The organism is Myroides sp. N17-2, from assembly GCF_002286775.1.
GTDB lineage: Bacteria > Bacteroidota > Bacteroidia > Flavobacteriales > Flavobacteriaceae > Flavobacterium.
Map to the genome: position 1 here is coordinate 1 of NZ_NSGJ01000072.1, position 13,397 is coordinate 13,397.

The window sequence follows — 13,397 nt, forward strand, 5'->3', positions numbered from 1 at the left end:
CTTTTTACTGCTTTTTACCTCATTACCAAAAAATCATAAAACGGCTGTAAAGTCTTTATTTACAGCCGTTTTGCCTGTTATTAATCTTTGATGTATTTTTACTGAAACTTTATTTTAAAGTGGCTTAGTTAGCTACCATTTCTAATTCGAAAACTAGATCTGTATTAGGAGGAATAACTCCACCAGCTCCAGCTTCTCCATAAGCTAAATGAGAAGGGATAAAGATAACTGCTTTATCTCCAATTTTCATTTGCTCTATTCCTTCAATGAATCCTGGTATTAAACCTGTTTTAGTACCATATTTAAAAGGAATAGGAATGTATTGTTGTGCATCAGCTCTTCTTTGATCAAATGTTCCAAATACTTTAGATAACTCTGCATTACTTGAATCAAACATTAGTCCGTTTTCAAAGAAACCAGCGTAGTCAATCATTACTTCTTGACCTACATTTGGTTTTTTACCTTGAGCATCTTTTACGATAACATAAGAAAGACCAGAGTGAGTTTTAGTAGCTTTTGCTTTAAGTTCCATAAACTTAGTAGCATATTCTTTTTGAGCATTTGCTACTTTATCACTTAGTTCTTTTTTTGATTTATCTTCTTGTTCAAAGTATTGTTTGAATACTTTTACAGCATTAAAGGCTTTAGCTTCTTTACCAACTCTGATAATCTTTACAGATTCCATTTTGTCTCCTTTTTCAATAGCATTTACTATATCTAAACCTTTTACAGTGTATCCAAAAACAGAATGACGACCATCTAAGAAAGGTGTTGCTTTATGTGTAATGAAGAATTGACTCCCATTAGTAAAAGGTCCACTGTTAGCCATAGATAATGTACCAGCTTTATCGTGAGTTATAGAAGGGTCGAATTCATCTTTGAAAACATAACCAGGACCTCCAGAACCTGTTCCTGTAGGGTCACCTCCTTGGATGACGAAGTCTTTTTCAACTCTGTGGAAAGTTATTCCATCGTAATAAGGTTTATCTTTAAATTGTTTATCTACGAAAGGGTTATTTCCTTCAGCAAGAGAAACAAAGTTAGCTACTGTTACAGGTGCTTTTTTGTATTCAAGTTCTACAATGATATTTCCTTTGTTTGTTTTAATATCTGCGTATAGACCATCAGGAAGGTCAGTTTTTGGTGAAGCACAAGATGTAACTAATGCTACCACACTTAGGATTAAACTTGTCATTTTTTTCATATTATTTAGTTATTTTTCTCTATTGATTTTAGGTTCAATGTAAATATTAGTGGCTGGTTTTTGTCTATTTTATTTCTGTCTCCTAGGTAACTATAAGCTAAAGATGAAGGAGTAATAATTTTAATAGACTCATTGTTCTTCATTAATTTTACAGCGTGTCTAAGCACAGGTAGTATATCTTCTTTATCAACAATATAAGATAGGACGCCAATATCGTTTTTAGAATATAGTAAGCTATCTTGCAAAGTTGTTATTTCGTATGTATACATAACCGTATTACCTTCTTGAGGTCTAATAGAGTCGTGTATTTTACGTTCTTGATAAGCATACCAAAATCCGTTCTTTGAATTGATATATGTTGTTTCTTTATCAGTTTCAATATATTTAGAAATTATTTCTTCTTCACTTTTGACCATATCCATATTCTTTATAGCAGAACTATGTATAATACTCTCTTTCGATTTAGAAACAGGTTTTCGAGCATCAGTATTGTTGTTGCAACTACTAATAGTCGCAACCAATAAGGTTAAACTAAGAAACTGAATAAGTTTAGACATAGAATTCGTTTTTATGCTTTTTAATTATATCGATAAATCGTGTGATAGTATCCTCAAGAGGAATAGTTGATTTTCCACCAGCAGCATTGACATGGCCACCACCTTCAAAGTACTTGCGAGCAAGAAGATTTACGTCCATATTACCTTGAGATCTTAGGGAAATTTTTACAATTCCTTCATCTTTACGTTCTATAAAGAAGAATGTTAAGTCAATACCTTTAATAGAAAGTCCATAATTGACAAAGCCATCTGTATCTCCTTTTTGATGTTGGAATTCATTCAATTCTTCGTCTTTTAGGAATATATATGAAGTATTGTGTTCAGGTATTAATACCATATTCTGCAAGGCTCTACCTAATAATTGTAATCTGTTATAATTACTATTGTCAAATAAGGCGTTGTGGATTGATGGATTGTCAATTCCTTTGTCAATTAGATCTGCGATTACTCTGTGAGTATTTGCATTTGTCTTAGGGAATCTAAAAGAACCAGAATCAGTAACTATACCTGTATAAATACAAGTAGCAGCTTCTTTACTGATTTTATCAGTTAAGTTTAGCTTTTGAAATAAAGTGTAAAGTAATTCACAAGTAGAACCGAATTCAGGATTAGAGAATGTTAATTCTGCATAGTTTCCTGGCATTTGATGATGGTCAATCATAACAAATGGAGCTTTCATTTTTTCAAGAACTTTTTCCATATCATCTCCTGTTCTCAATAGAATGTTGAAGTCTAATGTGAAGATGTAGTCACTACTAGCTAATAGTTGTGTAGCATAGTCTCTTTTGCGGTCAAAGATAACGATGTCTTGGGTGCCAGGCATCCAAGCTAGGAAATGAGGGAAGTCATTAGGAGAAATTACATAAGGATCATGTCCTAATGCTTTTAATACATGATATAGTCCTAATGTAGAGCCTATAGCATCTCCATCAGGATTTCTATGAGGTATAATACTTATCTTTTTAGGAGCGCTTAAAATAGATTGTAGCTGCTCTATGTTTTTTTCATTCATCATGTTGCGAAAATACATTATTTTAGAATATTAAATAATGATACTTTGGTTTAAATGATAAAAAGATACGTTAGTTCATATGTTTAATCTTACTGAGCTAAAGCTTTTAGTTCATTTTTGTCTTTTAGAATAATTTTCTTACCAGATAATTCGATAATACCATCTTTTTTAAGTTCAGAGAGTAAACGAATACAGCTTTCAGTTGCAGTACCTACCATATTAGCTAAGTCCTCTCTAGATAGTTGAATGTTTAAAGCATTATTTTCTTTGTTAATACCTCCAGTTTCTTCTAATTTTAATAGGATGATAGCAAGTCTTTCTTTTACTGTTTTATGAGTGTGATCTGCAAGGCCTTTATCTGCATCTTTTAAGTGATTACAGATATCTCTGGTAACTAGTAAAGAAAATTTGTTGTTATCGGTGAAGTAGTCCATCATCTCCTTTTTAGGAATAAAACAGATTTGCATATCATCGATAGCAGTAGCGGTAAGATTAGAAGTTTCTTCGTTAATGATAGAGCGTTGACCTAGTAAATCCCCGTTCTTAGCAAGCTTAACGATGGTATCTTTACCATTAGAGTTTAGTTTAGTTAATTTACAAAAGCCATCTTTAATACAATAGACACCATTAAGATTATCACCTTCTGTAAAGATAGTTTCTCCTTTTTTTACGATAAAGTGAGTTTTAGTTTCTGAGATTGTTAAAAGTTCTTCTCTTGTTAAAGCTTTTAAAGAACTAAACTCTCTAATAATACACTGTTCACATCTGCCCATTGCCAAGTATTTTTTGTTAAAATAACTGCACAAAGATAGTGTTTTTTTATGATAAATGTCATATATTCTGCATTATTAAACGAAGACCTTTGGTATAGGTAAAATGAGCAAATATTTATGAGTAAAAGTACGTGTTATCACTGTGGTAATGAGGTGACAACCTTTAACCGCATTGAGTTCGATAATAAGGAGTTTTGTTGCAACGGATGTAAGACAGTTTATGAGATATTTAGCGATAATGATTTAAGCTGTTATTACGATATGGAGGTCACTCCTGGGGCAAGTCCTGAAGAAGCAAATGGTAAATATGATTTTTTAGATAAGACGGACATTATTAACAAATTACTTGAATTTAATGAAGGGACTACGGGTATAGTTTCTTTTTATATCCCACATATTCATTGTAGTTCTTGTATTTGGATTTTAGAGAATCTTCATAGACTTAATGAAGGTGTGATTCGTGTATTAGTTAATTTCCCTGAGAAAAAAGCAACGATTACATATAATTCAGATAAAGTAACATTAAAGGACCTTGCTTTATTACTTACTAAAATAGGGTATGAGCCTTATATCAGCCTTAAGAATTACGAAGATAAACCACAAGCTGTAGATCGCAGCTTAATATATAAGATAGGTATTGCGTTTTTTAGTTTTGGAAACGTTATGATGTTGTCATTTCCAGAATACTTTAATATAGATGATATCTGGATGAGACAATATAAAGATTTCTTTAGATGGCTTATTTTATTTATGTCACTTCCTGTATTCTTTTATTCTGCTTCACCTTATTATTTGGCTGCCTGGAAAGGAATTAAGACAAAGAATTATACGATAGATATTCCTATGGCACTTGGTATTATAGTTATGTTTATTAGAAGTACTATCGATATTGTCTTTGATTTAGGCCCTGGTTTTTTTGACAGTATGACCATGTTGGTGTTCTTTATGCTATTAGGAAAGTTATTCCAACAGCGTACTTATAACTTCCTTTCTTTTGAGAGAGACTATAAATCTTATTTTCCTATTGCTATTACTAAGATAGGAGAGAATGGGGTAGAAGAACCTATTCAGGTTTATGAAGTAGTAAAAGGAGATCGTTTATTAATACGCAATCAAGAATTAGTGCCTGTAGATTCTATACTTATATCAGAATCTGCGTTTATAGATTATAGTTTCGTTACTGGTGAGGCTGTTCCTGTTGAGAAGAAATCAGGAGATAAGGTTTTTGCTGGAGGTAAACAAGTAGGTGATGTGGTTGAGATAGAGGCCGTAAATACAGTTTCTCAAAGTTATCTAACTCAGCTATGGAGTAATGATGTCTTCCAAAAAAAGGTAGATATGAAGTATAAAACAATTACAGATACGATTAGTCATTATTTTACACCTGTACTTCTTATCGTTTCTATTCTTACATTTATAGGTTGGTCATTTATTGATTTAAATGCTGCTTTTAATGTGTTTACTGCTATTCTTATTGTTGCCTGCCCTTGTGCTTTAGCGTTAACAGCTCCTTTTACGCTTGGTAATGCTATACGTATATATGGTAGAAAAAGGTTTTACTTAAAAAACGTTACTGTGGTAGAGCAAATGGCTAAAGTAAACACTATAGTATTTGATAAGACAGGAACGATTACTACTAATGCAAGTTCTACTATTTCATATATAGGGGAGGAGTTGAGTAGAGAAGAGCAAAATGATATTAGAAATATAATACGAGCATCTAATCATCCACTAAGTCGAAAGTTATATAATTTTCTATCAACAAAGGTTGTTGTGAAGCCTGATTTCTTTGAGGAAATAACTGGACAAGGATTAGTTGGTATTATAAAAGAAACTAAATATTTAATTGGGTCACCAAAGTTATTAGGTATTGACACAGAAAGAGTATTGAATGAAACCTCTGTTCATATTAAAATAGGAGAGGTGTATAAAGGCAGATTTGTTTTTGCGAATCATTATAGAGAAGGACTTAAGGAATTATTTGATAATTTAACAATATCAGGATATAAAGTAGTTATTCTGTCAGGTGATAATGATGGTGAAAAGGTGATGCTTGAAGAATTATTGCCAAAGTCTACTTCTTTAGTCTTTAACCAAAAACCCGAGGAAAAACTTGACTATATTAAAGGATTGCAAGAAAAAGGAGGGAATGTAATGATGGTAGGAGATGGACTTAATGATGCTGGTGCTTTAGCGCAAAGTAATGTAGGAGTATCTGTTTCTGAGAATGTTAATGTCTTTACTCCTGCAAGTGATGCAATACTAGATGCGAAAATGTTTGAATACTTAAATTCGTTCTTAAAATATTCAAAGAAATCTGTTAAAATTATTAAATTAAGTTATATCTTAGCTTTGAGCTACAACGTAGTGGGAATCACTGTCTCTATAATGAATCAGATGTCTCCATTAGTAGCAGCTATATTAATGCCGATAAGTACTATATCTATTATAAGTTTCGTCACAGTAATGAGTAATTACTTTGCAAAGAAGATTATAAAGAAAGATTAAGACAAAAAAACAGAAATATGATAGTTATCATATTTTTAGGAGCGACAGAATGTTAATTTTGACAAGTAAATATAAGGTATGAGTGTTATATATTTCTTAATAAGTATCAGTGTAGTAGTAGCTGGTATTTTTCTGTACTTATTTATTAAGTCAGTTAAAAGCGGGCAGTTCGATGATGCTTACACACCCTCAGTACGTATGCTATTCGATGACGAAGTTAAAGTTAGTCCTAGAAAATCAGAAGACAAAAAAAACAATAATAAACAAAAAGAAAATCAAATATAAACAACTATGGAAGTGCAACAATTTTATTATGACAACAAAATTGTAAAGAAATTTCTTTATGCTTCAATATTCTTTGGAGCTGTCGGAATGCTAGTAGGATTACTTTTAGCAGTGATGTTTATATTTCCCAACTTAACAGATGGAATATCTTGGTTAAGTTTCGGGAGATTACGTCCATTGCATACAAATGCCGTGATTTTTGCGTTCGTTGGTAACGCGATCTTCGGTGGTATTTACTACTCTTTACAAAGGTTATGTAAAGCCAGAATGTACAGTGACTTTTTAAGTAAACTTCACTTTTACGGATGGCAATTAATTTTAATCGGTGCTGTAATTACCTTACCATTAGGGTATACAACATCAAAAGAGTATGCTGAATTAGAATGGCCTATCGATATCGCTATTGCGTTAATTTGGGTGACATTTGGTGTTAACATGATTATGACTATCATCAAAAGAAGAGAGCGTCATATTTATGTAGCTATTTGGTTCTATTTAGCAACTTTCGTTACTGTAGCTGTGCTACATATCTTTAACTCATTAGAGTTACCTGTAAATGCTCTTAAATCTTACTCTGTATATGCAGGGGTGCAAGATGCATTAGTACAGTGGTGGTATGGACACAATGCTGTGGCATTCTTCTTAACAACACCTTTCCTAGGTTTAATGTACTATTATTTACCGAAAGCGGCTAATAGACCTGTTTATTCATATAGACTTTCTATTATTCACTTCTGGTCATTAATTTTCTTATACATCTGGGCAGGTCCTCACCACTTATTGTATTCAGCATTACCAGAATGGGCTCAAAACTTAGGAGTTGTATTCTCAGTTATGTTGATTGCTCCATCTTGGGGAGGTATGATCAATGGTCTTTTAACTCTTCGTGGAGTTTGGGATAAAGTTAGAGTTGATCCTGTATTAAAATTCTTCGTAGTAGGTATTACTGGTTATGGTATGGCTACATTCGAAGGGCCAATGTTATCGTTAAAGAACGTAAATGCTATTGCTCACTATACTGACTGGATCGTAGCTCACGTACACGTTGGTGCATTAGCATGGAATGGATTTATGACATTTGGTATGGTATATTGGTTAATACCTAGAATGGTAAAAACAGAATTATACTCTAAGGCGGCAGCTAACTTCCACTTCTGGATTGGTACTTTAGGTATTATTTTATATACTATTCCTTTATATGTAGCTGGTTTCTCTCAACACTTAATGTGGAAAGATTTTAACCCAGACGGTACATTAAAATATGGTAACTTCTTAGAAACTGTAACTGCTATTATGCCGATGTATGCAATGCGTGCTATCGGAGGTACATTATACTTAGCTGGAGTATTAGTGTTAATCTATAACATTTATAAAACAGTTAGAGCTGGTCAACCTGTTGAAGACGAATTAGCTGAAGCACCTGCATTACAAAGAATTTCTGCTGGTAGATTAAAAGGTGAAGGATGGCATACTCATTTAGAGAGAAGACCTATCCAGTTTACTATCTTAACTACAGTAGCTATTTTAATAGGTGGTTTAGTTCAAATTGTTCCTACAATATTTGTGAAATCAAATATTCCTACAATTACAAGTGTGAAACCATATACTCCATTAGAGTTAGAAGGTAGAGACCTTTATATTAGAGAAGGATGTGTTGGATGTCACTCACAAATGATTCGTCCATTCCGTTCTGAAGTTGAAAGATATGGGGAGTATTCTAAATCAGGAGAATATGTTTATGATCACCCATTCTTATGGGGGTCTAAGAGAACAGGCCCAGATTTATTTAGAGTTGGTGGAAAATATTCAGATAGTTGGCATTATAACCACATGTATGATCCACAATCAACATCTCCAAACTCAATTATGCCAGGTTATAAATGGTTGTTTGCAAATAAAAATGCTAACTATACTGAGATTGAGACTAAAATGAGTGTGATGAGAACTTTAGGAGTTCCATATACTGATGAAGATATTGCTGGTGCACAAGCTTCTATTAAAAAACAATCTGAAGAAATTGCTATGAACCTAGAAGGGGATCCTGACTACGTTAAATCTTATGAAGATAGCAAAAAACGTTCTGCAGAAAGAGGTGAAGAGTTTGTACCAATGAGTAATCGTGAGATTGTAGCTGTTATTGCTTATCTACAACGTTTAGGTACTGACATTAAAAAGGTAGAAGAATAATATTTTAAAATGAATCAATATGCTAAAATTCATTAAACATAATATGGAAACGATTGGTGGAGTTGAGATATTCCCAATTATATCACTTATCATTTTCTTTACATTCTTTATGGGTCTGTTTATTTGGGTAGCTACTTATAAGAAAGAGACGATTGAAGAATTGAGCAATATGCCATTCATGGATGATGAAGCGCACAATGTTGATAGTAATTCAGAAAAATTATGAAAAAGTTTTTTCCAGTATATGTAAGAGTTCCTCTGCTATTTGCCATATTCTTTTTTGCGATCGAGTGGTTAGTAAGAGGAGACAGTGATAAGCCTGCCTTTGTAGAGCATCCTGTTGTACTTATTTTATTAGGTTTGTTTTTATTCGCTTTGATAGCTGTAGAAATTGTAGCTTCAGCAACGAGTAAAATTATGGATCGTTTAATGACTCCAGAAGAAAGAGCTCTTAAGAATAAAGAAGCTAGTCTTCCGTTTTCTGAGACTCCTTGGGTAAAACGTTTAATGCAAAAATTAACTAGCACTAAAACTATTGCTCAAGAATCAGACATCATGATGGATCATGATTATGATGGTATTAAAGAGTTAGATAATGAATTACCACCATGGTGGGTTGGACTATTCTATGTAACTGCAATATTTGCTGTTATTTATCTACTTCGTTACCATGTGTTTGAAGGTGATAACCAGATAGCTGAGTTCGAGAAAGAAATGATTGCAGCTAAAGAACAAGTTGAAGAGTATAAGAAAACTGCTCCAGATATGTTAACAGCTGATCAAGCTGTGTTCTCTGATGACCCAGCTGTTTTATCAGCAGGTAAAGCTCTTTTTGACACAAACTGTGCAGTTTGTCACAAACCGGATGGTGGTGGAGCAATTGGACCTAACTTGACTGATGATCACTGGATCTTAGGTGGTGGTATGAAGAATATCTTTAATACTATATCTGAAGGTGGACGTGCAGGTAAAGGAATGGTGCCTTGGAAAACAAACTTTAAACCTGCTGAAATTGAGAAAATTGCTTCTTATATTATTTCATTAAATGGTACTACACCTGCTGAACCAAAAGCGGCAGAAGGAGATATCATTTGGTCTAAAGCAGAATTAAGTGGTGATAAAGCTGCTGAAGCAGCTCCTGCAACTGATGCGACTGAAGTAGCACCTGCAACTGAGGAAGCAGCTCCAGAAGCGGCAAAATAATAATAGACTAGTATAGGTGCTATAGTTAGTAAAAGTACTTTTATTAGGTACACACACATACTGGTTCAAAAGATAAGAGGGCTAATTTTATATATTTTAGCCCTCTTTTATACAATAATTTTAAAATAGCTTTTTAAAGCTAAAAATTGTAAAATACGTTAGATTCTTTCTTTAGTTCGAATCTTTAGCTTTATAAGTACCAAGGTTTGACTTATTTAGTTTGTTTATGTTAATAAAACGTGGTAGTAGCGCTTTTTTAAGGCTTTGGATGCTTTTTTTAGTTGTGTTTTTCGTAACTTTATAGTGTTGTTATTTAGGTCTTACAAAACTATTTTCTCTAAGCAGGAGACAGTTTTGATAGAATCAAAATAACTGATGATATTATAATTTACAAGGCAAGTTACTTTAATAGGTATGAGTAAAATCCTTTTTTAAAACGTTTACTTTCAGTTGTTAATTGACATATTTATTTAGTCAATTTAATAGGTATTGAAGGGACAATTATTTACTTGTTTTATGGTTTTGTATGTAAACTTTAACCAAGTAGTTATTGAAGTTTGAAAGTATAAGAAATCTAGTAAGCGACAATATTATTGGGTTTCTTTAGTAGCATTATAATGCTAAATTTTTTGTGCTAATCAGCACGGTAATAAACTAACATAATAAGAATTGAATTATGGGGAGTAAAGACCTATAGTTCACAAGAAAAAACATTTACTATGGCTACAATACATGATGAGAGTTTTCGTGACTCCATAGGTACAATTGACAAAGATGGTAAGAGAGCTTGGATTTATCCAAAGAAACCTTCTGGGCCTTTTTATAATAAGCGTAAAATAGTTAGTTACGTTTTAATCTTCTTTCTTTTCGTTGCGCCATTTATTAAATTAAATGGGAATCAGTTTTTACTGTTTAATGTTATCGATAGAAAGTTTAATATTCTTGGTTTTCCTTTCTGGCCTCAGGATTTTTATCTTATCGTTATATCTATTATTATAGGTGTTGTATTCGTTACTTTATTTACAGTTTCCTTTGGACGTATTTTCTGTGGATGGATTTGTCCTCAGACTATTTTTATGGAAATGGTATTTAGACGTATAGAGTACTGGATAGATGGTGATAGAGGAGCTCAAGTGCGCTTAGATAAACAAGCTTGGAACTCTGAAAAAATTAGAAAGAGACTATTAAAATGGTTTATATTCTTTTTTATCTCGTTCTTGATTGCTAATGTTTTCTTAGCTTATATTATTGGAGGTGATGTTGTTATTCAGATGATGGTTGATGGCCCTGCTAATCATATGGGACGTTTTGTTGGGTTGATTATATTTACAGCAGTATTTTACTTTGTGTTTACTTGGTTTAGAGAGCAAGTATGTATTATAGCTTGTCCTTATGGTAGACTACAAGGAGTTCTTTTAGATAATAAATCTATTATTGTTGCTTATGACCACGTTAGAGGTGAGGCAGAGAATGGTAGAGCTAAATTTAAAAAAGGAATTGATAGAGCAGCTGAGGGAATAGGTGATTGTATTGACTGTAAACAGTGTGTGAACGTTTGTCCAACAGGTATAGATATTCGTAATGGTACTCAGTTAGAGTGTGTGAATTGTACAGCTTGTATAGATGAATGTGATCATATGATGGATAGTGTAGGAATGCCTAGAGGGTTAATTCGTTATGCTTCTGAATCTGAAATATCTGAAGGGACTAAGTTTAAGTTCAGTTTACGTCAAAAAGGTTATGTTGTTGTTTTATGTGTTTTGAGTACTATTCTAGTTGGATTGTTATTCTTAAGAACAGATATTGAAGCAACTGTATTACGTGTAGCAGGGCAAACATATTCTCATGTTACGATAGATGATAAAGAAAATATAAGAAACGTCTATACTTTTAAAGTTGTTAATAAAACAATGAAAGATTTTGATGATATTACTTTTAAATTAAGTTCTCCAGAAAGTGGTGTGATTACTATGATTGGAAAACCTATTATTAAAGTGGAGAAAGAAGGTTACGCTGAAGGTACTATGTTTATTGACGTTCCTAAATATGTTTTAGAAAGTCATAGAACAAAAGTTAAGATAGAGGTTTATAATAGTGGTAAGTTGATTCAAACTACTTCTACTAATTTCTTAGGCCCTAGAACATTGGATTAATATTAAAATTTGTTAGGTATGAAATTTAATTTTGGAACAGGAATCGTTATTGCAATGGGATTATTTATGATCTTTATTTTGCAGTATGTGATTAGAGTGCAGGTAGATAGTAAATTTGATAATGAGTTAGTTACTGAAAATTACTATCAACAAGAAATAGAAGTGGATGGTAAGCACGATAGAGAAGTAGCTGCTTTAAAACTTAATGAGAAGTTATCTATTGAAAGTAATAGAAATGGTGATATTACTATTGCCTTTCCTACTAATTTTGATGTAAAAAATATTACAGGTAAAATATTCCTATATAGACCGTCTAACCAGAAATTAGACTTTGATATGCCTATATCACTGTCTTCTTCCAATTTGCTCATACCTAACAATACGCTGGTAGACGGTCGTTGGGATATTGCTGTGGAATGGTCTTATGAAGGGACTGATTACAGAAACAAACAAAGTTTAACTGTAAAAAAAGATTAAACAGTGATCACGGCTCTTATTTTTGGACTGATTAGTAGTCTTCACTGCATCGGTATGTGTGGACCTATTGCTATGATGTTACCTGTATCTAAGAGTAATGGTACTAAAAAAGCTATGCAGATATTTTCCTATCATTTAGGGAGAATATCTGCATATTCTATTTTAGGACTTGTTTTTGGTCTATTTGGAAAAGGCTTATTCTTAGCCGGATTACAACAACAGATGTCAATTGTAGTTGGTATACTGATGATTGTATTTGTATTAGTACCACAAAACAAACTTGGAAGTTTTGGTTTCTTAAAGCCCTTTTATTTTGTTGTTAGTAAAGTTAAAAACAAATTAGGAAGTCAGTTTAAGAAACAAAATAAAGGTACTTTATTTACAATAGGTTTCTTTAATGGTTTTTTACCATGTGGAATGGTATATGTAGCATTGTTTGGAGCATTAGCTACGCAGAATGTTTATTTAGGAATGATGTATATGATGTTGTTTGGAGTAGGAACTATTCCTTTGATGAGCACCATTGTCTATGTTAGAGATATGTTCTCGGTGAAGGTTAGAAATAATATTATGAAGTATTATCCCTATGTGATTGTACTGTTCGGAATGTTGTTTATAGTTAGAGGGCTTGGTCTAGATATTCCTTTTTTATCTCCTGATAATCTTAATCTTTTTGTTAGAGGAGAGGCTGATTGTTAGTGGGTTATTTTTTTTAGTGATTTTATTTAAAAAAATATGTGACTTTTTGTACTAATAGTGTCTAAAGTATATAACAGTAGAGATATCAACGTTTATGATGCTATGAAAAAGAATAATATAATGTTGATTGTTTGTTACTTATAATCTATTGTTATTTATTACTTATACTTGATTAAGTATTAAAAGCGCTATGAGAAAATAAAAAAAGCTGACCGTAAGGGAGGGCACTGAAAAAGTCTTCTTTTTCAACATAGAGGTAAAATAGAAAGCTTAAGCTTTCTATTTTACCTCTATGTTTTTTTAGCTTTGTAGTGATCAAATAAGAAGCAATGGTAAGTC

The 13,397-nt window shown here is 32.5% G+C and carries 12 protein-coding genes; 8 read left to right on the forward strand and 4 right to left on the reverse strand.

All coding sequences use genetic code 11. The features are described 5' to 3' along the window. Positions 1-124: 124 nt before the first annotated feature. The 4 genes from CF599_RS18570 to CF599_RS18585 form a co-directional block, all read right to left on the reverse strand. Entirely contained in the window at positions 125-1,204 is a 1,080-nt protein-coding gene (locus CF599_RS18570) for a peptidylprolyl isomerase (RefSeq protein ID WP_121967423.1), read from the reverse strand. 5 nt (positions 1,205-1,209) lie between these two features. Continuing rightward, the gene (gene gldI, locus CF599_RS18575; RefSeq protein WP_121967424.1) at positions 1,210-1,761 is read right to left on the reverse strand and encodes a gliding motility-associated peptidyl-prolyl isomerase GldI; all 552 of its coding nucleotides are present in this window, start codon (positions 1,759-1,761) and stop codon (positions 1,210-1,212) included. Beyond that, on the reverse strand, positions 1,754-2,776 hold the full coding sequence (locus CF599_RS18580) for a bifunctional oligoribonuclease/PAP phosphatase NrnA (protein ID WP_121967425.1): 1,023 nt from the start codon (positions 2,774-2,776) through the stop codon (positions 1,754-1,756). The genes gldI and CF599_RS18580 overlap by 8 nt, the downstream gene beginning before the upstream one ends. 86 nt (positions 2,777-2,862) lie before the next feature. Beyond that, positions 2,863-3,546 (reverse strand): Crp/Fnr family transcriptional regulator, encoded by a 684-nt coding sequence (locus tag CF599_RS18585; protein ID WP_121967426.1) that lies wholly within the window; start codon positions 3,544-3,546, stop codon positions 2,863-2,865. A gap of 117 nt (positions 3,547-3,663) precedes the next feature. Here CF599_RS18585 and CF599_RS18590 point away from each other — a divergent pair, with 117 nt between their 5' ends. From CF599_RS18590 to CF599_RS18625, 8 genes are all read left to right on the forward strand, one after another. After that, positions 3,664-6,054: a heavy metal translocating P-type ATPase metal-binding domain-containing protein gene (locus CF599_RS18590; RefSeq protein ID WP_121967427.1), complete on the forward strand. Its 2,391-nt coding sequence runs from the start codon at positions 3,664-3,666 to the stop codon at positions 6,052-6,054. A gap of 78 nt (positions 6,055-6,132) precedes the next feature. Beyond that, positions 6,133-6,339, forward strand: a complete 207-nt coding sequence (ccoS, locus tag CF599_RS18595; protein ID WP_121967428.1) for a cbb3-type cytochrome oxidase assembly protein CcoS — start codon at positions 6,133-6,135, stop codon at positions 6,337-6,339. A gap of 6 nt (positions 6,340-6,345) precedes the next feature. Beyond that, a complete protein-coding gene (gene ccoN / locus CF599_RS18600; protein ID WP_121967429.1) occupies positions 6,346-8,526 on the forward strand; it encodes a cytochrome-c oxidase, cbb3-type subunit I in 2,181 nt (726 codons plus the stop codon). Positions 8,527-8,545: 19 nt separating this feature from the next. After that, entirely contained in the window at positions 8,546-8,752 is a 207-nt protein-coding gene (locus CF599_RS18605; protein WP_121967430.1) for a CcoQ/FixQ family Cbb3-type cytochrome c oxidase assembly chaperone, read from the forward strand. Then, positions 8,749-9,729 carry a cbb3-type cytochrome c oxidase N-terminal domain-containing protein gene (locus tag CF599_RS18610; protein ID WP_121967431.1) on the forward strand — a complete coding sequence of 327 codons (981 nt, stop codon included), beginning with the start codon at positions 8,749-8,751 and terminating at the stop codon, positions 9,727-9,729. Before CF599_RS18605 ends, CF599_RS18610 begins: the two co-directional genes overlap by 4 nt. 719 nt (positions 9,730-10,448) lie before the next feature. Further along, positions 10,449-11,882, forward strand: a complete 1,434-nt coding sequence (gene ccoG, locus CF599_RS18615; RefSeq protein ID WP_121967432.1) for a cytochrome c oxidase accessory protein CcoG — start codon at positions 10,449-10,451, stop codon at positions 11,880-11,882. A gap of 18 nt (positions 11,883-11,900) precedes the next feature. Further along, positions 11,901-12,359 (forward strand): FixH family protein, encoded by a 459-nt coding sequence (locus tag CF599_RS18620; RefSeq protein WP_121967433.1) that lies wholly within the window; start codon positions 11,901-11,903, stop codon positions 12,357-12,359. A 3-nt stretch (positions 12,360-12,362) separates the two neighbouring features. Further along, positions 12,363-13,058: a sulfite exporter TauE/SafE family protein gene (locus tag CF599_RS18625; RefSeq protein ID WP_121967434.1), complete on the forward strand. Its 696-nt coding sequence runs from the start codon at positions 12,363-12,365 to the stop codon at positions 13,056-13,058. The last annotated feature ends 339 nt before the right edge of the window (positions 13,059-13,397 follow it).

Bases quoted from the DNA above. Each gene is read 5' to 3' on its own strand.
- CF599_RS18590 (WP_121967427.1), top strand. From the start codon at position 3,664: ATGAGTAAAAGTACGTGTTATCACTGTGGTAATGAGGTGACAACCTTT.
- ccoN (WP_121967429.1), top strand. From the start codon at position 6,346: ATGGAAGTGCAACAATTTTATTATGACAACAAAATTGTAAAGAAATTT.
- ccoS (WP_121967428.1), top strand. From the start codon at position 6,133: ATGAGTGTTATATATTTCTTAATAAGTATCAGTGTAGTAGTAGCTGGT.
- CF599_RS18610 (WP_121967431.1), top strand. From the start codon at position 8,749: ATGAAAAAGTTTTTTCCAGTATATGTAAGAGTTCCTCTGCTATTTGCC.
- CF599_RS18620 (WP_121967433.1), top strand. From the start codon at position 11,901: ATGAAATTTAATTTTGGAACAGGAATCGTTATTGCAATGGGATTATTT.
- gldI (WP_121967424.1), bottom strand. From the start codon at position 1,761: ATGTCTAAACTTATTCAGTTTCTTAGTTTAACCTTATTGGTTGCGACT.
- ccoG (WP_121967432.1), top strand. From the start codon at position 10,449: ATGGCTACAATACATGATGAGAGTTTTCGTGACTCCATAGGTACAATT.
- CF599_RS18585 (WP_121967426.1), bottom strand. From the start codon at position 3,546: ATGGGCAGATGTGAACAGTGTATTATTAGAGAGTTTAGTTCTTTAAAA.
- CF599_RS18580 (WP_121967425.1), bottom strand. From the start codon at position 2,776: ATGATGAATGAAAAAAACATAGAGCAGCTACAATCTATTTTAAGCGCT.
- CF599_RS18605 (WP_121967430.1), top strand. From the start codon at position 8,546: ATGCTAAAATTCATTAAACATAATATGGAAACGATTGGTGGAGTTGAG.
- CF599_RS18570 (WP_121967423.1), bottom strand. From the start codon at position 1,204: ATGAAAAAAATGACAAGTTTAATCCTAAGTGTGGTAGCATTAGTTACA.